The 22107-nt window shown below is 53.9% G+C and carries 21 protein-coding genes; 6 read left to right on the forward strand and 15 right to left on the reverse strand.

Features of this window, described 5'->3' with window-relative positions:
• Positions 1 to 5 precede the first annotated feature (5 nt).
• Positions 6 to 680, reverse strand: a complete 675-nt coding sequence (locus tag AC2TF6_RS19380) for a chromate transporter (protein ID WP_016423975.1) — start codon at positions 678 to 680, stop codon at positions 6 to 8.
• A 381-nt stretch (positions 681 to 1061) separates the two neighbouring features.
• Here AC2TF6_RS19380 and AC2TF6_RS19385 point away from each other — a divergent pair, with 381 nt between their 5' ends.
• Complete coding sequence (locus tag AC2TF6_RS19385) at positions 1062 to 2063, forward strand: phosphatidylinositol-specific phospholipase C/glycerophosphodiester phosphodiesterase family protein (protein ID WP_491308106.1); 1002 nt, start codon at positions 1062 to 1064, stop codon at positions 2061 to 2063.
• Positions 2064 to 2266: 203 nt separating this feature from the next.
• Here the strand turns inward: AC2TF6_RS19385 and AC2TF6_RS19390 are convergent, their stop codons facing one another.
• From AC2TF6_RS19390 to AC2TF6_RS19455, 14 genes are all read right to left on the reverse strand, one after another.
• Complete coding sequence (locus AC2TF6_RS19390) at positions 2267 to 2500, reverse strand: CsbD family protein (protein ID WP_369995248.1); 234 nt, start codon at positions 2498 to 2500, stop codon at positions 2267 to 2269.
• Between the two features lie 292 nt (positions 2501 to 2792).
• On the reverse strand, positions 2793 to 3446 hold the full coding sequence (locus AC2TF6_RS19395) for an HD domain-containing protein (RefSeq protein WP_491308107.1): 654 nt from the start codon (positions 3444 to 3446) through the stop codon (positions 2793 to 2795).
• A 322-nt stretch (positions 3447 to 3768) separates the two neighbouring features.
• Positions 3769 to 4488, reverse strand: coding sequence for a KDGP aldolase (locus AC2TF6_RS19400; protein WP_009677236.1), 720 nt, complete (start codon positions 4486 to 4488; stop codon positions 3769 to 3771).
• A gap of 44 nt (positions 4489 to 4532) precedes the next feature.
• Positions 4533 to 5633: a DgaE family pyridoxal phosphate-dependent ammonia lyase gene (locus AC2TF6_RS19405; RefSeq protein WP_491308108.1), complete on the reverse strand. Its 1101-nt coding sequence runs from the start codon at positions 5631 to 5633 to the stop codon at positions 4533 to 4535.
• A gap of 78 nt (positions 5634 to 5711) precedes the next feature.
• A complete protein-coding gene (locus AC2TF6_RS19410; protein WP_217556098.1) occupies positions 5712 to 6362 on the reverse strand; it encodes a DUF4310 family protein in 651 nt (216 codons plus the stop codon).
• A gap of 1 nt (position 6363) precedes the next feature.
• Positions 6364 to 7149: a DUF4311 domain-containing protein gene (locus AC2TF6_RS19415; RefSeq protein ID WP_491308109.1), complete on the reverse strand. Its 786-nt coding sequence runs from the start codon at positions 7147 to 7149 to the stop codon at positions 6364 to 6366.
• A gap of 75 nt (positions 7150 to 7224) precedes the next feature.
• Complete coding sequence (locus AC2TF6_RS19420; RefSeq protein WP_491308110.1) at positions 7225 to 7563, reverse strand: DUF4312 family protein; 339 nt, start codon at positions 7561 to 7563, stop codon at positions 7225 to 7227.
• A 3-nt stretch (positions 7564 to 7566) separates the two neighbouring features.
• Positions 7567 to 7929 (reverse strand): glycine-rich SFCGS family protein, encoded by a 363-nt coding sequence (locus tag AC2TF6_RS19425; RefSeq protein ID WP_009677219.1) that lies wholly within the window; start codon positions 7927 to 7929, stop codon positions 7567 to 7569.
• A 12-nt stretch (positions 7930 to 7941) separates the two neighbouring features.
• A complete protein-coding gene (locus AC2TF6_RS19430) occupies positions 7942 to 8307 on the reverse strand; it encodes a PRD domain-containing protein (RefSeq protein ID WP_491308111.1) in 366 nt (121 codons plus the stop codon).
• Positions 8291 to 9430, reverse strand: coding sequence for an amidohydrolase/deacetylase family metallohydrolase (locus tag AC2TF6_RS19435; RefSeq protein WP_491308112.1), 1140 nt, complete (start codon positions 9428 to 9430; stop codon positions 8291 to 8293). The genes AC2TF6_RS19430 and AC2TF6_RS19435 overlap by 17 nt, the downstream gene beginning before the upstream one ends.
• A gap of 2 nt (positions 9431 to 9432) precedes the next feature.
• A complete protein-coding gene (locus AC2TF6_RS19440) occupies positions 9433 to 11355 on the reverse strand; it encodes a BglG family transcription antiterminator (protein ID WP_491308113.1) in 1923 nt (640 codons plus the stop codon).
• Positions 11356 to 11551: 196 nt separating this feature from the next.
• Positions 11552 to 13306: a phosphoenolpyruvate--protein phosphotransferase gene (ptsP, locus tag AC2TF6_RS19445; protein ID WP_491308114.1), complete on the reverse strand. Its 1755-nt coding sequence runs from the start codon at positions 13304 to 13306 to the stop codon at positions 11552 to 11554.
• A gap of 8 nt (positions 13307 to 13314) precedes the next feature.
• The gene (locus AC2TF6_RS19450; RefSeq protein WP_009677256.1) at positions 13315 to 13572 is read right to left on the reverse strand and encodes an HPr family phosphocarrier protein; all 258 of its coding nucleotides are present in this window, start codon (positions 13570 to 13572) and stop codon (positions 13315 to 13317) included.
• A gap of 202 nt (positions 13573 to 13774) precedes the next feature.
• Positions 13775 to 15022 (reverse strand): MFS transporter, encoded by a 1248-nt coding sequence (locus AC2TF6_RS19455; protein ID WP_491308115.1) that lies wholly within the window; start codon positions 15020 to 15022, stop codon positions 13775 to 13777.
• 216 nt (positions 15023 to 15238) lie between these two features.
• Between AC2TF6_RS19455 and AC2TF6_RS19460 the strand changes: the two genes are divergently transcribed.
• The 5 genes from AC2TF6_RS19460 (at position 15239) to AC2TF6_RS19480 (ending at position 21825) form a co-directional block, all read left to right on the forward strand.
• On the forward strand, positions 15239 to 15526 hold the full coding sequence (locus AC2TF6_RS19460; RefSeq protein ID WP_491308116.1) for a S8 family serine peptidase: 288 nt from the start codon (positions 15239 to 15241) through the stop codon (positions 15524 to 15526).
• Complete coding sequence (locus AC2TF6_RS19465; protein WP_491308117.1) at positions 15505 to 15756, forward strand: hypothetical protein; 252 nt, start codon at positions 15505 to 15507, stop codon at positions 15754 to 15756. Before AC2TF6_RS19460 ends, AC2TF6_RS19465 begins: the two co-directional genes overlap by 22 nt.
• Before the next feature lie 240 nt (positions 15757 to 15996).
• A complete protein-coding gene (locus AC2TF6_RS19470) occupies positions 15997 to 17742 on the forward strand; it encodes an ABC transporter ATP-binding protein (protein ID WP_491308118.1) in 1746 nt (581 codons plus the stop codon).
• Positions 17735 to 19642 carry an ABC transporter ATP-binding protein gene (locus AC2TF6_RS19475; protein ID WP_491308119.1) on the forward strand — a complete coding sequence of 636 codons (1908 nt, stop codon included), beginning with the start codon at positions 17735 to 17737 and terminating at the stop codon, positions 19640 to 19642. Before AC2TF6_RS19470 ends, AC2TF6_RS19475 begins: the two co-directional genes overlap by 8 nt.
• Positions 19643 to 20736: 1094 nt before the next feature.
• On the forward strand, positions 20737 to 21825 hold the full coding sequence (locus AC2TF6_RS19480; protein ID WP_491308120.1) for a lactonase family protein: 1089 nt from the start codon (positions 20737 to 20739) through the stop codon (positions 21823 to 21825).
• Positions 21826 to 22107 lie beyond the last annotated feature (282 nt).

A 22107-nucleotide genomic window follows, 5' to 3' on the forward strand; every position in this document is an offset into this window, starting at 1 on the left:
CCCCCTTATATGCCTTCGCCGAAATAACATTCGAGCTCGGGATAACGGGGAACGGCCGGGTCAGCGGACCGCTCCCGTCTCCGTTTTTTAGGCTCGAAGCGAACGGCGAAGCCGAAATGTCCTTTTGCCAGCACCAGCACACAGCCGGCGGTGACGCCAAGCAGCATGACGAGCAGAGGGTGGATTCCCGTCAGAAGCAGAGCCGCGATAGAACCTGCGAAGACAAACAGCGAGGCGCCGTCGAATACCGAAGAGCGCAGCAGCTTCAATCCCGCGTAAGCGATCAGAGCCAGAACCGCCATCTGAATGCCTTCCATTGCCGCAATAACTTTAGGATACTGCCTGAACGCGGAAAAGCCAATAGCGAGTATAAGCACCAGCACGAAGGTAGGCAGCATCATGCCGAAAACGGCGGCAAGCATGCCGGGAACGCTTCCGAGCTTGTAACCGATAAAGGCGGCCGCGTTCACGCCCACTCCGCCGGGAGCGACTCCCGAGACCGAAATCACTTCGCCGAATTCGTCCTCGTCCAGCCAGCGGCGGCGCAGCACGATCTCCCGTTCGAGAATGGGCAGCATGGCAAAGCCTCCGCCAAAGGAAACGGGCCCGATGCGGGCGAACGAACCGAATAATTGCAGCAGCAGTTTTAAACGGGCAGCGGAAAATTTCAAGAGAGTCATCTTCTTTCGTGTCTGAATAAGTGGATATCTCCATTCTAAACGACTTTCTATCATTTTGGAATAAACTTATGCGTATTTCTATCCAATTAGACGAATTTATCTTTTTATAAACCAAATTTAGACTCACTTATCATTCATTTTATATAAAAGTTGGGATTTTTAACGTCAATTTCCTCTCTTAATAAACCTAAAATCCGATGCTTATAATCGGACTAAAATTCCAAATTTCGACAAAAATATCAGCTTGCCTTCCTATTTTCTTGTTTCACTCCAATGTTACCGGGTAAATAAAGTTAGTTTCTAACAACCCGTACGTCATGCGCTCAATCCCCGCTTTGAGGTGTTGAGACAGAAGATAATAACATGAAGGAGGTTGTTATAGTGAAAAAACACTTAACGGGAGTTCTCGCTCTTCTGCTTACGCTGGCGCTGCCGCCTTTCCAGCATGCATCGGCCAAAGAAGCGGAGCCTTGGACCGATCAAACCCTGATCGCTCATGCGATGGGCGGAATTTCCGGTGAAACTCTCACTAACTCATATGAGGCTTTTCTGATCAATTACGAAAAAGGTCACCGCCTATTCGAAGTCGATCTTAACTTGACATCGGACGGCCAGCTCGCGGCACGGCATGACTGGCTCCGTTATTTATCCGATCGTCTGCAGCCGACCCTTCCCGATCATCTTAAAGACGGACCTGTCACCTTGGCGGAATTCAAACGGCACAAAATTTTGAACAAATATACGCCTCTTGATCTCGATCTGCTGCTTCAACTGCTGGAACAGTACCCGGATGCTTACATCGTAACCGATACGAAAAGCGAAAACCCGGAAGTTGTGCAGAAGCAGTTCCAGCTTATCGTTCAACAAGCAAAAGCGGTAAATCCGGCTCTTCTGGAACGCATTGTCCCGGAATTGTACGAAATCGACATGATCAACCAAGTGAAGCAAATCTATGATTTTCCAAACTATTTCTTCTCCATCTACATGACCAGCTACTCCGAAAAAGAAATCATCTCTCTGGTGAAGAAAAATAACATCAAGGCGGTAGCGATGCCGGTCGAACGGGCTACCTCTACGATGATCGGCGGCCTGAGCAACCTGGGTGTTCCCGTCTATGTCCATACGGTGAATGAGTTGAAGGAAATCAACAAGCTGAAAAAAATCGGCGTGCACGGCTTTTACACCGATTTTCTGACTTACCGTGAAGTTTCGCCGGATTCGGCGGCCGCCAAAACACAGACCGCGGTCAAAGCGGCATCGGCGCCGGCGGGCGATCAAGCAAGCAGTGTGGTACAAGCCGGGGAAAAACCGGCTGCCGGGGCGCCTAAAGAGACGCTTATGCAAAAGCTCGCTTCGCTTGTCATTCAGGTTTTTGAAAAGTAAACGATCAAACGGGTTCGCTCATCCAGCGGCCCGTTTTTTGCGCCTGAAAAAACGGGACCTGCCCGCCCTGCGCTAAGATGACTCATATCCGCTTCTAGCGGCTTCACTTTACCCCGGATAGGCAAAGAAACCGGATCACGAGGATCCGGTTTCTTCCTATAGGAACGGAGCACGCTCCGTTTCTTTTCTATTGATTGGCCTGCTTAGATACGGCGATCGGCGTCTGCGGGAGCTTCGTCACGATAGCTGCTGGACCAGCGGTGATATTCGTCCTCCGCGGCATCCTTCGTATGCCCGTAACGCTCTTGAAGCTTGCCTACAAGTTTATCTTTCTCGCCGTTAATAACATCCATATCGTCGTCCGTGAGTTTACCCCACTGTTTTTGCGCTTCCCCTTTGAGCTGTTTCCATTTCCCTTTGAATACGTTGTTGTCCATGGTATCTCATCTCCTTAGAGGGTTATTGGTTATCTCTACAATGCTTACTTACCCTGCAAGGCGTCAGATGAAACCCCGGAGCCCGTACTTCAAGAGGCTGCGCATCAAAAGAGCCGACTCTCTTGGAATCCAAGCAGCTGTCGGCTATCTTTATTACATCACACTTCCTCCCGCCGCGGCAGGGGGAAATTTTTACAGAAAGGGATACAAATGTCCATTCAAACAGGACGCTTCGTTGTCACCTTGTGAGAGCGTCTTACCGTTCGACTTCTACTGCTCTCGCCTGCCGGAACTACAGGCCGTTCCCCAGGTTCCATTCGGAATAAAACCGCACCAGATACTGCTCCATAAACTCATGCCGCTCCTCGGCCAGCTGCCTGCCGGTTTCCGTATTCATCAGCTCTTTAAGCTTGAGAAGCTTCTCGTAAAAATGATTGATCGCGGTGCTCTTGCCTTCTCGGTACTGTTCCTCCGTCATTTCAGATCGCGGTTCGAGATGCGGATCATAAATCAGGCTTCCCCGCGCTCCCGCGTAAACGAATGTCCGCGCTATGCCGATGGCTCCGATCGCATCGAGCCGGTCCGCATCCTGGACGATCCTGCCCTCGAGTGTGCTCATCTTTGTGCCGGTGCCGCCCTGAAAAGACAAGGTTCCGATGATGTCCAGGATATGCCGGACCGCTTCGCCGGGCACCTTGTTGTCCGCCAGCCATGCGGCAAGTTTCTCGGTTTCCTTCTTTTTGTCGTCCACCAGCTTCTCGTCAATGAGATCATGCAGTAAAGCAGCCATTTCGCACACAAACTCGTCCGCGTTCTCCTTCTTCGCGATAAGCTTGGCCAAACGCGTTACACGGTGAATATGCCACCAGTCGTGTCCGGTCGGTTCGTCCTTCAGCTTTTCCCCTGCCAATTGATACGCTTTCTCCAAAACAATCTGTAGTTCCATAGCATACAATCCTTTTTAAATAATAATTGTGGAAAGAACGCCTCGATTTTGCCCCGGTTTGCTTCTGATTTGCAGCGGATCCAATCTCCGGACAAAAAAAAGTGTACTCCCCGGAATTGCGAGAGTACCAGAACGTGTGGAGTGTGAAATTGAAGCTGACCCGTACCCTTATTACACCATAAATAGACAAAGTTCATAAGGGATAAATTCGGCGAATAAAGGGCACAATTATCTACTCTTTACTTGGAATTGCCCTATTCTCAGCAAAAATACCGCATGCGGCTCCAGCCTGCATGCGGTATTGGGCTTTTTACAGCATCTATTAAGAAATCGCGCGAAGCAGTTCCTTCACATCTTCAATGCGCGTCAAGCCGGTTGCGGAATCGATAATCGACGTGTACACGTGAGGAATGATGATTTCCGCCCCGTTCTCCGCACAAACTTCCACGACTTTGCCGATGGTATCGATGTCGATGCCGCCGGTCGGTTCGAAAATTTTGATTCCCTGTGCGACGGAAGCTTTCACCATTGCCGCCAGCTCGTCCAAATGCTGCGTTCCGCCGATCGGATAGAACTTAACGGAGTGAACGCCGATTTCAGCGAGCATAGCCGCTGCCGCTTCACAAGAAATCGTGTCGTTTTCAAAAGAAACGCTGGTCGGTCCCGTGGCGATTCTGACTTGACCGGCCGTTCCGCTTGGCGTGATCAGAGCGTTCACGAGCGTATCCTCGCTGCCAACCGCGCGCATAGCTCCGAGCGTGTAGCCCGCAGCCGGGAACACCTGGTTGACGTGAGCCGGTTTCGTGCGGACGGAAACGTCCACAACCTTGCTCCACATCGCCGGATCGCCGGCGCCGAGACCTACCGAAACCGGTACGCCTGCGGCTTGAAACTCTTCTACGGTTTTAACCGCTTCATCCACGGACGGGAAGTTCTTAACCATCAGGCCCACATATACGCGGCCTTCCGCTGCTTCTACGATCTGCTTGGCGTTTTCAGCCGTTTTCGCTAATACGTTTAATTTAATCGTCGGTTGTGCCATTTCGTTCTCTCCATCTCCTTTATCTTTAAGGGGGTTTTTAAAGACTAGGCTTGCAGAATTTCCTTGATTCTCTGAGCGATTACACGCTCCTGGCCTTCCAGCAGAGGACGCGGGTCCACGCTGATGATTCCGAGGTTGGAGTAATGATTGCGCGTGTACACGGCCGGACTGCCGGATTCGAGCTCCTTGATGAGCTCGTAGGCGGTTTTGCCGGCGGCTTTGGCGTCAATGGTGAGCTGCGCGCGGTAGATGGCGCGTCCGGCTTCGTCCTGAGTGATGGCGCCCTTCACACCGGGAACGTCTTTCAGCTCCGCGATGAGCCATTCCATGCGCTCACGCTGCTGCTGGGACTCGTCCGGGCGGTTGTCGTAACGGCGAAGCGCGGTCAGGAGGCCGATGATGCCCTCCTTGCCGATCTTCATCGGACGGCCGACGCCTTTGTACTGCGCCCGGCAGGCAACCATCAGGTCCGCGCGTCCGCAGATGAAGCCGGACGTCGGGCCTTCAAGGGCTTTGCCGCCGCTGTACAAGACGATCTCCACGCCCATCGCGATGTACTTGCGGAAGTCTTCTTCGGCGGCCGCGTCCACGATCAGCGGAATGCCTTTGTCCTTGGCGATCGCCGCCATCGTTTCGATGGACTGCATGCCCTTCTGCACCGCGTGGTGAGACTTCACATACAGCAGGGCGGCGGTTTTGTCCGTGACCGCTTCCGCGATGTGGTCTTTCTCCACGTGGTTGGCCTGGCCCACCTCGACGACTTTGCCGCCGCCGATCGCGATCATCTGCGGAATGGACGCTCCGAAATGGACGGAGTGGCCTTTCTGGATGACGATCTCGTTGCGGAGGCCGTCGGTGAGCGGAATACGCTCGATCAGCGACAGGCTCGTGCCGGCGATAACGGCCGCGACCGAAATCGCGATGCCTCCGGCCACGCCCGTGGTCGGACAGCCGTCTTCGGCGCCCGTCGCCTCGGCGATGACCTTGCCGGCCTGCACCATCAGCTCGCTGATGTCCACGTAGTCCATTGCCGCCTCGGCAACCGCCGCCGCCACATCTTTGTGGACGGCACTGGCTCCGAGGGCGGTCATTTTGCCGCTTGCATTGATGACTTGCTTACAACCGTAACGCTCGAAAATACTCATGGTCTCTCTCCTCTATCCTTGATTTGAATCCATGGTATGAACATCTTGTCGTGCAGAGCTAATTTTCGCCAATCTCGCTTATTTCGTTACGATCGGGAAGATCGCGCCGAGGATCATGGCTCCGATAATCGCGCCGCCGGCGATCGGCTTTTTGTAATAGTAGAAAATAGCTGCGCCGATAGTTGCGCCGATCCCGACCGGAATGGAAGCCATAACGGCGGAGATGACAATCAGCGGGCCCAGATAACGCCCGGAGGCGTTCCCCGCACCCATCATGACATCCGCTCCGAACGTCGAATTCGAGGCGTTGATCGTAAATTTACGAATCAGGATGATGACTGCACCGACGGCTACGCCCAGTACGGCGCCTGTCAGAAGAGCCAGCGGGAAGTTCGTGAGCGGTGCCGTCATACCCGCGCCGAGCATAAGAGCCGGCACACCGATGCCGATTCCGGTTTGAAGCGAGCCGCCGATGTCGAGGATACCGACCAGAGGAGCTTCGAGAATACGGGCGAACAGGAAGCTTGCGCCGAATGCCGCTGCGGCCCCGTAGCTGCCGCCCTTCAGACCGGCTTCCAACATGGCGACGATCGCGATATCGTTAAAAGCGCCTACATGATATACATAGTATAAGTGAGTTCCGGCGAAAATCCCAGAAGAAAGACAAGCGACGAATAAAACAAATGCCCACTCGGAATACCAGAAGCCTTTTTGCAAGTTGTTTTCCATGTTATTTCACCACCGATCCGAAGAATGCGTGCAGGTCGATAAGCCACTGCGGCGTTGCCAGGCTCATGCTCTTAAGAAGCGCCACGTCAAACGCGCGGAAGAATCCGCTGAAAATGAACAGCAGGATAACGGCAACGAGCATGGTCTTCGTAATCCGGTTCCAGCCGCTGTCGTCTACACCCTTACCGATCAGAATCCCCAGCACGATACCCGGTACGGCGTTGCCCATGACTAGGTGGGAGAAACCGCCGAGCATGGTCGCCCATACGCCGGTCCGTTTGCCCGCATCCATGGCCGCGGTCCAGAATACGATCGGCATGATCGGATTGATCAGCCAGTTCGCCGCCGGGACCAGTACCTTCGTCGCCACGGATTGCAGCGAAGCCGGAATTGCGGCGGCGGTCGAGTTCAGAAGCGCGACCACTACGGCGCCGATAATCGCACCGGCCCAAGCCATTTTACGCGGATCGTGAAGAGTTTCTTCCAGCTTTTTGTTGCGGGAAAGCAGCGCAGCGGCAGACCAGTGCGGAATGATCCGATGGTCGACGTCCTGGGTCAGGGCGCCTGCGCCCACGACGGATGCCCAGGCGTTGAACAGGAAGCCGAGGCCGAACGAGAAGTGAGCGACGGCGTCGCCTTCGCAGGCATTCAGCTCGCCGAATGTCCGGAATGCGCCCATCCCTTGGACGTTCGGTGCGTGGAACATCCGCGCTGCGCCGGCTCCGACCCCGAAACCGACCAGGAGTCCGATAATGATGGACTCAAATACGATCATCAATGTGTTCATGTGTATCCCCCAAAACTTCAGTCTACAGGTGGTCTCCAGTTCTCTCTATCTCACACAAAACACTGCCCCGGCAGCTCAGCGCATATGAAGCAGACGCTGATACTTGCTCAGGTTCTCTTTATTTTCTGTAAATTCCAATTCCGAAAGGTTTACATATTTCAGTTTGACCGTTATTCGCAGAGTCACCTCGTAACGAGTTCTCGTCCGCGGGAATAAGAATCCGAGAAACTTCTCACGGTATTGCGTCGAATGGGCCGAAACGACTTCCACATCCTGAGGCTCGATTTGTAGAAGAACATCTGACGTCTCCTTCGAAATTTGGCTTTTCATGCGGGTCAGAGCCTGTTGAAAAGCTCCCTGCTTGGTTTCCGACATCCCGCTTACGACGAGTGTTAACGGCTTTTCCTGAAACATGGCTTACCTCCCGTTTTTCTTGATATATTCTTCGGTTAAACGGCGGCCGAGCTCTTCGACATCCATGAAACCGAACCCAAGAACTTTTTTACCTTCGCGGATCGCCGTAACGCCCGCATCAATGGAACGCATGCCGAATTCCATCGGATATTTGTATTTGGTATTCGCCGTAACCGCACCCGCTCCCCCGCTTCCGCAGAAGGAAATGCCGAAATCCGCGTTTTCCTTGTTCATCATGTCGCCGAGCTTCATGTCAGCGCCTACGCCCGGAATCACAATCGCGACGCCGCCCGCAGCCTCTACCCCTTTTGCCACGTTCTGGCCTTTACCGAGACGATCACCAATAACTACTTTCACTTTTTCCATGAACTTTCACTCCTAAAGATTAGTTTTGGCCGCTTCGAAATGAACAGCCAGGAAGAATACTTCGGCGTCATCCAGTTTCCTTTGCGGCGGCATGTTGTAGTCGGAGAACAAGCGCTTACTGAGATTTATGGACTCCGCACTGATCTCTTCGAACATCTCCGGCTCGATTTCCGGCAAATATTCGTCCTGATCGACTCTCCTCAGGAAAGCGAGAAGATGAATGCCGATGATGACGGCTTTCGTATGCGGTATACTAAGCCCGATCTCTTGCGACATCGGACGAAGTTTCGTTAACAGGTCTTTTACCGCTTCGAGCTTTTCGGGAGAAGCTTCCGTTTTTTGCGGAATTTCTTCCAGGACTTCATTTACGTTGTACATGGTGTATCGCTCCAGCTCTTAAAGTATATTGCGGCAGCAGCTGCTGATCGTATTGAACTGTCTTGCCTTCCGAATCCGTAAGGGAAACGGGCTCCTGCACAAGCCGGAATACGGTGATATCCGCTTCGGCGCCTTCGCGGAGGGTGCCGATTTCGTTTTCGCGCTGAATGGCTTTGGCCGGGGCCACGGTGGACCAGGCCACAACCTGCTCCAGGGAATAACCCATCGCCAGGAGCTTCGTCATCGTCAGCGCGAGGCTGTAAACCGGTCCGCGCTCCAGATTTTCCAGATACAAGTCCGTGGAAATGGAGTACGGGTCGATCCCCAGTTCCTTCGCTTTCTTCATCGTGTCAAAGCTGAAACTAGAGCTTCCGTGTCCGACATCGAACAGGACGCCGCGCTCCAGCGCGCGGACCGCCTGTGGAATCAGGCCTCCGTCCGGGCTCAGGATGCCGCCCGCTTTGCCGTGGAAGGCATGCGTGACGACATCGCCGGCTTCCAGCAGATCCAACACGTCTCCGAGTTGAGGCGGCGCGTTGCCGATATGGACCATCACCGGAAGACCGGCTTCCCTCGCCGTATCCTTGGCGATCTGCAGAGGCCGGATGCCGCTTGTTTTGACGACCGAGCCGCTCATGCGGGCCTTGATCCCGATAATCCGGTCCCGGTTGCGCTCGATAACCGCCAGGACTTCCTTGGGATCCAGTTGGGTCAGATCGGCCAGCTCCGAGCGTCCTTCGACGAGACCTGGAGCCGAGATGTTCAGCCAGGCGTAAACGCGGCTTTTGCTCGGCTCGATGTTTCTGCGGACGAAATCGTCGAAATTGGCGGCTCCCGAGCTGCCGGCGTCGACAACGGTCGTTACCCCCTGGTCGATTCCGACGCGGTCAGGGGCTACGCCCATGGCAGGCACGCCTTCATAAATGTGGGTATGAATATCGATGAAACCCGGCGATACATAACTCCCCGAAGCATCGAGCGTTTGCCCGGCCTCTATGGCAGCCGTACCCGGCTTGAATACACCTGTGATTTTCCCTCCGCTGACCGCAACGTCAAATGCACCGGATATTCCTGTGGATGGATCGATTACTGTTCCTCCGTGGATCAACAAATCCGCTTTCATGGTTACGCACTCCTCTCAAAATACCGTAGAATGGCCATTACTTCGCCTTCCGTCGCGTGGATGCGATGTTCGGAAAGCAGCATTTTTAATTCCTCCGCCAGCTCGCCTTCCGCCCCTTCGGCTGAAGGAGCGGAGCCCGTCTGGATATAAGCCGTATCGAATGCGATGCGGTTCATCATAAAAAGCAGATGAAGCGTCAAGCCTTCGAGTCTCTCTTCATTCAGATACGGAGCGAAACGTGTCCGGATTGCCCGGCTCAGTTCGAAGCCTTTCCAGATGATATCCTGGAATTTCTGCTCCAGATAGGAAAGCTCGGGCCGCTGCAAGCTCGATGACCGGCCTGCCGACGCGCCCTCCGCACCCCCATGTTTCTCCAGGTTTTCAAGCCTAAGCCGGATCGATTTGAAATCGTTCTTATCCGGAATCGGATTGACTACCACAACGGGTACGTGCGCTTCAATCGGGAAAATACTGATGACCAGATCGAAATCGCCGACAACCTGCTTGTCGAACTCCATGACGGAACAGAAAGCCGCGACCTGGAGTGTCTTGATTTCGTTTTCGATGACCGTCTTCAAAAGCTTCGACGTCCCCCGGCCGGTTCCGCATACGACCAGTGCCCGGTACCGCTGGACTTCCTGCCTGCGTTCGAAAGCGGCCTGAAAGTGAAGAACAATATAAGCGATATCCGAGTCCGACAACAGAATGCCGTAAGAGGAAAATACTTCTCCGCAGGCGGATCTCACGGTTTCGAACATGGTCCGGTAAGATCTGAGTATTTCATGAAGCAGCGGATTCGGCTCCGCGACTCCGTAGCTGTACTTGTTCAGTTTGTCTGCGATATGCGCATGCAGATGCTGCATGAGATCCGGATCTTTGCGGAACCGGACATGAACCGACTCGCTGACTTTGTCGATAAGTTTCTTCGTCACGGCAAAAGCGTCGGGCAGCTGGGCCCCTTCTTCATCCCTCGCTTCAAGCAGCGGGGGGATCAGCCCGATTGCCGGGAGGCTGACGTAGCGGATATTCTCCTCCGAAAGAGGAAGCTCCAGCTCCGCGAACAACCCCGTCAGCTTCTGCCGGAATAAATCCGAGATGCTGAGATGATAACCGGCCAGCGTCCGCTGATCGAAAGCGACAGGGCGTTCGCCGGAATCGGCGGCCGGTTGCTCCTCCGCCGGGCACTGCCTCTGAATGACGATGCAGAGCCGGATAAAAACCCCGATGATCGCATTGTCCGTCAGCAGCAGCTGGGTTTTCTCCCGGATTTCGCGGACCAGGGAGCCCACATCCTCGAACACGCGGTCCAGGTCGCGCACCGGCTGCAGAAACCATTCCAGCAGCTTGCTGAAGTGAAGATGCGGCCTGCGCTCCTGCACGACTCCCTGCACGATCTGGAACATGTCGTTGCCGTCCAGCAGGTCCTGGATCACATGCTCCAGCACGGCCCTCCTTCTCATTTCGGAACCGCTTACCCGGATTCCGTGCCGGGTGCGGTTCAGCGTCAGTCCCGAGTTGGCAAGCAGCTGATCGGCCAAAGCCAAATCCGCCTGAACGGTGTTCCGGCTTACATCGTGCTTGGCGACGAGTTCGCCGATGGTGAGGTAGCCGTCCAGCAGCAGCAGATCGATCAGCATGTGCCTCATCCGTTCCTGCTGGTTCAGAAAGACGTGCTCGCCGACCGCATCCAGCTTCTCCAGCAGATGAATGCGTTCCGTATCGCTGCAGTCGATCCAAATCCCCCGGCTCGGCTTCGACAGCAGTTCAATCTGCTCCTGCTGCAGCCAAAGCCGGATGGATTCGAGATCGTATTTCACGGTTCGTTCGCTGACTTGAAACTCTTCCGCACATTCCTTGATGCGGAGCGGACTGTGGGAATAGACGATTTTTTTGAGCAGTGCACGAGATCGCGTTGTGAGCGTCATGATATCCCCTCCTGCATTTTCATGCTGTTAACGTCTATTGTACCACTACCCGCCCGCCGGTACGGAAGAAAAACAAGGCCTTTCCCGCCGCGGTACTGCATCCGCAGTTTCCGCTGATTTCACTCGTAAGCGAGCGTTCTTTCATTCGGAGGTATTTATAGACTTACCGGTATATCGGGCCGGCCCGCGCAAAAGTTTACAGCCACTCCGCCACGGCCGGAACCCGGCTTATGATGTGCCGACGAATTTCTTCGGCCGTATCCAGTTCCAGCGCTTCGTCCGCCAGACGGCTCAGCTCGCTCCGGTTCAGCTTGTGCATAAGCGCCCGAGCCGTGGCGACGGAGCCGCTTCCCATGCTGAACTCATCCAGCCCCATGCCCAGCAGCAGCGGAATCGCGATGACGCTGCCGGCCATTTCGCCGCACATGCCGACCCAGCGGCCTTTCTCGTGCGCCGCCCTGATCACGTGGCGGATCAGCCGGAGCACACCGGGATTGAACGGTTCGCTCAAATGCGCGATCGTTTCGTTCATCCGGTCGGCCGCCATCATGTACTGCACGAGATCGTTGGTTCCGATGCTGAAGAAGTCCGCTTCGCGCGCCAACTGATCGGCCGCCATGCCCGCCGCCGGCACCTCGATCATGATGCCTACCTCGATGTCCTGCGCGTACTTGACGCCTTCCGCGTCCAGCCCGGCTTTCGCATCGGCCAGGACCGCGTTCGCCTGACGGAGCTCTTCGATGTTCGAGATCATGGGATACATGATCTTCACATTGCCGTAAGCGCTCGCACGGAGTATCGCGCGCAGCTGCGTGAGGAACAGATCCTTCCGGTCCAGGCAGAGGCGGATAGCGCGATAGCCCAGGAACGGGTTCGCTTCCTTCGGCAGGCTCAGGTACGGAAGTTCTTTATCTCCGCCGATGTCCAGCGTCCGGATGACGACCGGCTGGCCGGCGAACATTTCGGCCACGATCTTGTAGGCCAGAAACTGCTCTTCCTCCGTCGGCATCGTATCGCGCCCCATGTACAGGAACTCCGTCCGGTACAGCCCGATGCCTTCGGCTCCGCCGTCTCTGGCGGCCTGGGCGTCCTGCGGGCTGCCGATGTTCGCCGCGAGCTCCACATGATGCCCGTCCGCGGTTTCGGTCGGGCGTCCGATGTAGGCGCCCAGCCGCGAGCGACGCTCTTCGTACCGGACCTGCTTGCTCCGGTACAGCTCCAGCAGCCCGGCATCGGGGTTGATGTGAACGGTGCCTTCGCCTCCGTCCACGATCACGTAGTCGCCGGGCTGTACCCGCGCCGCTCCCGCGCCCATGCCGACGACCGCCGGAATTTCCAGCGAGCGGGCCATGATCGCCGAGTGCGAGGTACGGCCGCCCACCGCCGTAACGAAGCCGGCGATGCGGCTGCGGTCGAGCCGCGCCGTATCCGACGGCGTCAAGTCATGGGCGAAGAGGACGACCGCTTCGCCGTCACCGCCGATATCGCCGGCGGATTCCCCACGCAGCAAGCGCTGAAGGCGGCCCGCCACATCGCGGATGTCCGAGGCGCGTTCGCGCATGTAGGCGTCGCTCATGTTCTCGAACAGCTCCACGAGCGCCTTCGCCGCGTCTTCCACGGCCGCTTCGGCGTTCAGCCGCTCCGAGCGGACGGCTTCAGCCGCCGCCCCGACGAAATCGTCGTCTTCAAGCAGCAGCATGTGCGTCTCGAAGATTTCGGCGTGAGCCTCGCCCAGTTTGAGAGCGGTTTCTTCTTTGAGGCACTGAAGCTCGTCAAGCGCCTCCCGTGTCTTCTCCTCCAGCCTTGCAACCTCGGCTGCGGTTTCCTCTTCCGCCAGCGTTCTGCGCTGTGCTTTCTCTGCCTGCGGCTGCCATAAATGCGCTTTCCCCATCGCATAGCCGGGAGCGGCCGCGATGCCCTTTACGCTTGCGGTTTTTCTCTCCTCTATCATCCGGTCACCTATTCAAGTACGGATTCGAGCATGGTTCCCAGCTCGTTTACCGCTTCTTCTTCCTGCTCGCCGGAAGCTTTGACCGTTACTTTATCGCCGTAACGCATTTCCAGGGAAAGCAGCCCGACGATGCTTTTCGCATTAACGCTCTTGTCGCCCTTGGCAATCGTAATGTCGCATGTAAACGCTTTTGCTTTTTTCATAAGTGCCCCTGCGGGACGCGAGTGAATACCTAACGGATTCTGTACGGAAAACTCTTTCTCCATTTGGGGTATCTCCTTCCGATTTAAAACGGTTTCTGTATGGCTTAAACATTTTGTAAAGGAAAGGTTCCTGTAAGCCCAAGATAACGCAACCGCTTCCAACTGAAAAGATCAAACCTTTTGCACCATCCTCGGTGCAAAAAGAAAACCGGATCTGGGAAGATAGTCCCAAATCCGGTTATTCCGGCCTAGTTTTACAGAGAATTCAGGCAGAAAAAGTAGGCGGTCGAGGCGGATTTCCTTCCTCCCGGAGAGGTTCCGCGCCCTCCCTTTTTTTCCGGCCGTCGGCCATCAGCCTGACCGCTTTCGCCTGTACGATCGGAATCGAAATCAGACTGACGAGCGTGACGCCGATGATGGAAATGTACAGCCAGCCCTCCAGTTTATCCAAAGACATAATGAATACGAGCAGCACAATCCGCATACCGACCAGCATGCTTTCCCGCCAGATGAGGAAGGCCGCTTTCCGGCCCGGAGCATAGTCCTCGATACATTGAAACTGCTGGGCGTTCCAGATCATCGCAAAGAAAAACATGCCGAACGCCGTAAGCACATTCGAGAGGATCAGCAGCGGTTTAAGGGGAAACATCGCGATCACAAACCCGGCCGACAGCAGAAGAACGCCGAGCCAGAGACAGAATTGATCGTTCCATTTGAACTTCCGGTACAGAATAAGCCCGAGAAAGGCCGACCCCGTGTAGAGCAGATTCAGCAGTGCGATCAGCAGCTTATCCTGGGTAACCGTGAACGTGAAGACGAGCGTAAACAGGTTTTGAAACTGAAGGAATACGCCTCCAGCCAATATCGAAAGAATCAGCCAGACGGAATGGCGGTCGCCGAAAACCCGCTTCCACTGAAGCTGCTGCCAGAAGCCAAGCCCGGGCGTCTCCGTTCTGGGCAAGGCGATACGGGGCATCGTAGCCGAGAAAACCAGCATAACGATCAGAAAGACAAACATCAGGACAAACGAGCTTTCATAACCGAACCAGCCGATAAACTGGGCCGAAATAATAGGAATAACCATGGACAGAATCGAAGCGATGAGGTTGTTCGCCGCAAAAAAGGAAGCGATTTCAGTTCCTTTCCCGGAAAAAGAAACGCTTAGATTTTGGGCGACCGTATAGAACCCCCACATGAGACCGACCGGAAATCCGATCAGGGCGATCCACAGAATCCGATTCTCCAGCGTAAGGAACGTCAGCATAATAAATGCGGCCGCACCTCCGAATGCGGACAAGGCGAGCAGCAGGCGGATCGTGCGGTGGTAGAGCAGCTTCGCCCCGAGAACGAACGAAAATCCCCATCCGAAAAACATCACCATGTTGAACCAGGAAATTTCAAAAATGCTGGTATTGGCCTGCCAGATATACAGGTTCACAAAAATCCCGATGTAAATAAAAATGATGGACGACACAAAATTCATGATCAGCATTTTTCGTATGTTCGTCGACAACGGATTCACCCTTCCGGCTTAAGCGTCCAATCGATCGGGAAAATTTTCCGATTCTCAAGCCCTTTCCGCATTATAAGCATAAGTTGTAAACGCGTCCATCATTAAATTTGTTAAATATACGCGATTATTTTTTATAAAGGGACAACCCCCCAATCCTCTCAATCTTGCGGTTCATAGCATAGAGAGATTTCTAATCGAATCCGGGAGGAATGATCCATGACGACTTTGATCACCGTACTCGCTTTTATTGCCGCCGCAGCCGTCGTTTTTTTGATTTTCCGTCAAAAAGAACTGCCGAAAGAACCCCATCGGCCCTGCCAACTGATCGTGAAGTTCAAGCCGGACACTCCGGAAGAATTTATTGCGAAGCTTCATAAAAAATACAAATGCAAGGTGCTGGAACAATGCAGCACGCTCGGTCACCAGGTTTTGTTCACGAAGCAGCCCCTTCGCAAAACGATCAAGCGCTATGAGAACACGAAGTGCTGGAGTATGCCGAATTAAACTATATGTATCAGGCGTTCGAGCCCGCGCCTTCCGGCGGCAAGAAACAAGGAAAATGGCAGTCCTCCTCGGATGTGAATGTATTCGCCATCCCTAACGATCCTTACTTCAGCCTCTATCAGTACGGTCCGCAAAAAATTTCGGCGCCTTCGGCATGGGATGTGGCGCAAAGCCGCCTTACAGGAAAGCCGCCATCTTACGGCGTTCCCCCCGCTTCAGAGATGCACTAGAGCCAAAGCTCCCATGACGGGGGTTTTTTATTGTTTGGCCTCTTTATTTCAGCCATTCTCAGTTCTTTAATTGGAGACGTTCTCCAAATCTTTCGATTTTCTCGGAAATAAATCGCTTACAGCCCGTTTTGTCCGCCATACGGTCTCATTTCCGCCAATATGGCGCTCTAGCTGCCTTGCCCGCTTTTTCCATTGGCCTTTACAATAAAGAAATGAGTTTATCCCTGAGGAGGTGGTGGCATGGGCAGTCAGAGGCTGCTTCGGAATTATGTGAAAGCGAACCTGGGACTGTATTCGGTCGGGGTCGCCTTTATTATCCTGTCTAACGTGGCGCAATCGTTTTTCCCCCGCGTTCTGGGAGAATTTACGGACGATCTGCAGCTGAAAATCGCCACATCCCATACGGTTGCCAGCTACGGCATGCAGCTTCTCGGAATCGGTGTGGCCTACGGAGTGCTTTTCGGCATCGGCCAGTATACGAACGCCCGGCTCGGACGCCGGTTCGAATACGCGACGAGGCAAAAGCTGTTCCGTCATTTCTCCACGCTCAGCGAGCATTATTTCTCCAGGCACGGTGTCGGCAAGCTTCTCAGTTACGTCATGAACGACGTCACGGCCGTCCGAGAGTCCATCTCGAACGGTGTCAACCAGACCACCAATGCCATCTTCTTTATTCTCTCCGCTTTTGTCATGATGTCCTTCAGTTCCATTCCTTTCGGCTTGATAGCGCTTAGTCTCGCGCCTATGGCTTTAATTCCCTTCATCGTCGTGTTCCTCGGGCCGCGTATCCGCTCCCGGTCTCTTGAAGTGCAGGAATCGCTCGCCACGATGACCGAATCGGCCGAGGAACAGTTCGGCGGCATCCGCGTGACCAAAACGTTCGCGGCCGAAGAAATCGCCTTCGAGCGTTTCGGCCGGAACGTCGACGCGATCCGGGAAAAGCAGCTTCGGCTCGTCCGGATGTCGTCGCTTTTCCAGTCCCTTCTTCCCCTGATGGGCTCGTTCTCAATGATCATTGCCATTCTCGCCGGAGGCTATATGACGCTGCACGGCCAAATTACGCTCGGCAGCTTCGTGTCCCTTACCTTTTACCTGCGGATGATGATGACTCCTCTGCAGCAGATCGGCAACGTGATCAATATGATGCAGCGTTCGCGCGCATCGCTGGAGCGGCTCAATCACCTGCTGGCCGTAAAACCGGATATCCGGGAGGAAGCAAAAGCCGAGCAGCTGGAAAACGGGGCGGGAGAACTGGACATCTGCGGATTGTCTTTCCGCTATCCCGGTTCGGACCGCCGCGCTCTGGAAGCCATCCACCTGAAAGTGGAGCCGGGCAGGACGCTCGGCATCATCGGACGCACGGGAAGCGGGAAAACAACGCTCGTCAAGCTGCTCCTGCGCATCTACGATCCGCCCGCGGGCACGATTTATATCGCAGGCCACGATATCCGCCGGGTTACGCTGGAAAGCCTGCGCTCGCAGATCGCCTATGTCCCGCAGGACGGCTTTCTGTTCAGCACGACGATCCGGGACAACATCGCCTTCTCGCGGAGGGATGCGGCGGACGACGAAATGCAGCAGGCCGCGCGCGAGGCGCAGATTTACAGCAGCATCACGGAGCTGCCGCGCGGTTTCGAAACGAAGCTCGGCGAACGCGGCATCACCTTGTCCGGCGGCCAGCGCCAGAGAGCGAGCCTGGCACGCGGCTTCATGAAACAGGCGCCCATCCTCATTCTCGATGACAGTGTAAGCGCCGTGGACGCCGTGACGGAAACGAACATCGTCCGCCAAATCCGTGCCGCCCACCGCGACAAAACAACGCTGATCATCGCGCACCGCATCAGTGCGGTCAAGCATGCGGACGAAATCGTCGTCCTTGATGAAGGCCGCATCGTGCAGCGGGGCACGCACAAGGAGCTGCTCGCCCGTCCGGGCTTGTATGCTTCCCTGTATCAGATTCAGGAGGAGGGGACCCGGCATGCCTGATCCGAAATCACCGGACGCAAACGCTCCAAGGGAGTCGGCTTCCGCCGGTTCGGCCGGGCAGAATTCTGCGGGGGCCGGGCAAACGGCGGATACCGCGAAAAGCAGCGAAGCCCCCGAACCGAAAGAAGGCCCGCGCCCGGGCAGACTCGCCGCATTCAAAGCGACACTGACGTATGCCAAGCCGCACAAGCTGACGTTCATCGGCATTTTTTTCTGCTCGCTGATCGCCATCATCGCCGAGCTGCTGCAGCCGTATCTGGTCAAAATCGCCATCGACGACCACCTCTTCGGCGGAAGCGGAGCCATACGGCCCCTTCTGGTCATCGGCCTGTTTTACCTGGGGCTGTCCGTCGTGAACTTTGCTTTTACCTACGTCCAGAACAACCTGCTCCAGTATGCCGGACAAAGCATCGTCGCGAGTATCCGCAAAAATTTGTTCGCTCATATTTCAAAGCTGTCGATGTCTTTCTTCGACCGTTATCCGATCGGAAGCCTGGTCACGCTCGAATCGAGCGATACCGAGACGATCAGCCAGTTTTTCACTCAGGTATTCCTCAGTCTCGTCCGGGACGGGATGACCCTGGTGCTTATCATCGTTTTCATGTTTCAATTGGACGCCACGCTCGCCTGGTACAGCATGCTTCTTCTGCCGGTCATCGCGCTGATCGCCGTCCTTTTCCGTTCCATGCTGCGAAAAGCTTACCAGGAGACGCGGGCGCAGCTCTCCCGTCTCATCGCTTACCTGGCTGAAAACCTCGCCGGGATGAGCCTGATTCAGACGTACAATCAGCAGGATGAACAGTTCGGACGTTTCAGCGACCGCAACGGGCAGTACTTGAAAGCCAACTTGAAAGAAATCCGCACGAACGTGCTGTTCAACCGGTCCTTCGATATTTTCGGCAACATATCCGTCGCTCTTCTCGTCTGGCTCGGCGGACTCGCTTTTCTCGGCGGCAGTATCGAATTTGGTGTGCTTTACGCCTTTATTACCTACATCCGCCAGTTTTTTCAGCCGATCAACCAGATTACCCAGCAGTGGAATACGCTGCAATCGACCTCCGTTTCGATGGAGCGGCTGTGGAACATTTTATCCACGGAACCCGATGTAAAAGAACCTGCCGGCGAAGCTATAACCGAAGTTGACTGGAAAAAAACAGCCGGAAAAATCGACTACAATCACGTGGATTTTTCTTATGTGGAGGGAAGCAAGGTTCTCCGGAATCTGGACCTACACATTAAACCGGGGGAAATGATCGGGTTTGTTGGAACGACAGGCGCGGGCAAAAGCTCGCTAATTTCCCTGCTTACCCGTTTTTATGATGTGAATGCCGGAAGTGTCACGATCGACGGCACCGATATCCGGCGCATTCCGCAGGATACGCTTCACCGGATGATCGGGCTCGTCCAGCAGGAGCCGTACCTGTACTCCGGTACGATCCTCGACAACGTGCGGCTGTTCCGGCAGGAAATCAGCCGCGAAGAGGTGACCGCCGCCTGCAGGGCGGTCGGCGCCCATCCGCTCATCACCCGGCTCAAGGACGGGTATGACACGAAGCTCTCGGAACGCGGCAGCGGCCTCTCGGCCGGCGAGAGACAGCTTCTGTCGTTTGCCCGCATTCTCGTGTTCAAACCGAGAATTCTCATTCTCGACGAAGCTACGGCCAACCTCGACTCCCATACGGAGCAGCTCGTGCAAAGGGCGCTCTCCGTCGTCTCCGAAGGCAGGACGGCCTTGCTCATCGCCCACCGGCTGTCCACGATTATGCACGCCGACCGGATCATTGTCATGAAGCACGGCGAGATCGTGGAGGAAGGCACCCACCGGCAGCTGCTCGCCAAGAAAGGCTGCTACGAGGAGCTGTACCGCCACTCGCAGGGCATGCAGGCGATCGGATCCTGACTGTCCGGCCCGCTTGTTAAAAAAAGACCCGCAGCCTCACGTTCGGTTACGAACATGAGACTGCGGGTCTTTTTGCCGGCGGCTTACTTGCGGCACGGATGTAATGCAAAATACGACTGTTACAGAATCCATATCAGGGCTACAAGGGAGGGAAAGCCAACCTCCGCGGAGCGCTGCTTGAGTACACTGCAAGATCTTTCGGCAGAAGTGGCCGCTCAAGTTTTCGGGAAATAATACCAATCACAACCGCATTGGGGATCACCATTTCATCCATATTTAGATGCATGGATGCCATCGCTTTTTCGAGAATTTTGCCATCCCCCTAAACAAGGAGAGCTTTCCCATATACAAACCAGTATATTCAAAAAAACGCCAAAGATATCAAGAGTTTATTTCCTATAATGAAATCGTCAATGCCCCTTCTAAAAAAATTTGGGATAAACTGCAAACACATCAAAAAACCACCTTTTACAGATGGTTTTTTTGTCACTCATTTTTCAGCTGTCGTTTCGTGTGTTATTTTCCATCAACCTCTGTTCTTGGGGTGGGCGTCATACCTGTGTAAGGCATCATCTGCTGACCTCCGTACGAGTATGGCATACCTGTGTAAGGCATCATCTGTTGACCTCCGTACGAGTACGGCATGCCTGTGTAGGGCATCATCTGCTGACCTCCGTACGAGTACGGCATGCCTGTGTAAGGCATCATTTGGTGGCCACCGCTCGAATACGGCATACCAGTGTGAGGCATCATCTGTTGACCTCCGTACGGATACGAAGTACCCGTGTAAGGCATTTGTTGAGGTGTATACATTTTTTCCTCCATTTTTAAATGAAATGGTCATATTTCCTTATTATAGTATGCAGCCTAGCTGAGGATGGTACATTCGCGGAGGAAAATAAATACGCGGTCGAAGTTTAAATTTTAAGATGGTTTTGAGGCTCCGATCCATTTATTCAAGGGTTAAAACGGATTTAAATGAATACTATTAATCAAAGCATTATCTAAATCTGAAAAATGAGTCATGTGTTCATTACCAAACCATAAAAGACCGGTTAGAACCAGTGAAAAGCTCGAAGGAGGAGAGTCATAAAATGCCGATTCGAACGAGTATGGTTTACATGATGACCAATTCGGAAGTAATGAACGAAGTCATTGCATTTTTTCGGGATACAAATGGAATCCTCACCTTTATGGGTTCCTACACAACATATGGAAGAGGCTCTGGTACAAGGGGAGTTTCCACTGCAACAGCAAACAGTGGCGTGGATCCCCTCGAGTCACAAGGCTCCCTAACTTTGTCCCGCGATGGCCGTTTCCTTCTTGCAGTTAACGCCGGCAGCAATGATATCAGCAGTTTTCTCATCACCGAAAGCGGAGCGCCTGTTCTCGTAGATGTGAAGCCATCAGGAGGTGCTCGTCCCAATAGTGTAGATGTGTATGGTAATCTTCTTTATGTTTCCAATGTAGGTAATGTCGCTAACAATATTTCATCCAATATCACTGGTTTTCGGATAGATGCTAACGGACGCCTTACTCCTATTCCAGGATCCACTCATTCTCTTAGTACTTTCAATGCACAGCCGGCGCAAGTTCTCTTCACTCCAGATGGAAGTAAAATCGTTGTATCCGAGTTTACTTCAAATCATCTAAGTGTGTTCCATGTGAATAATACGGGTACGGTTACAGGTCCAATCGTTCATATTTCTAATGGTATGGGGCCGTTCGGCTGTTATTTCTTATCTTCAGGACTCCTTTTGGTTACGGAATCCTCTTCTAGTGCGCTGTCATCCTATTCAATGAGCGACAACGGGCAACTTCATGTTATCAGTGGCTCTATATTGAACGGCCAAAAGACGGCTTGCTGGGTTGTAACAACGACGAATGAACGATTTGCATATACCACCAATACTTTGAGTGGCACAATATCGACCTACCGTATAGATGGCAGTGGTGCATTAACGGTTATCGGGAATATTACCAGTACACCAGTAGGTACACCTCCTGGCCTGCCAATAGATGCTGGAGTGAGCAAAGATGGACGTAATTTTTACACACTTAACGGTAATCAAGGCACCATCTCCGTATTTAACATCAGAGATGATGGTGGTTTAGTCGGATTGCAGGTTGCTGCATGGACTAAATATCCATATTTTGGATCGCAAGGTTTAGCTGTTCTTTAATTTTGCCGGATAAAGTCGATCCGTGAGGTCCGCAACAAAAAAAGATTCAAATTTAATCATTTTTTCTTCCTACTCGGTTAGGATTGTGTTCACAGATCACTTCCGCCATATTTTGATAGTTGGCTGCCGTCGTGTTTGATTGAACTATCGTTCACCGTTAGCATTCATGCTGCTTTATCGGCTTGGTTTCCGTTCATGTCTCCCCCTTCCCAGTAAAAAAAAGCCCGCCGAATAAGCGAGCTTCATTCGAATCGTTATGCAAGCCTCCCAGATTGTATCTAC

Source organism: Paenibacillus sp. JNUCC 35 (assembly GCF_058269095.1).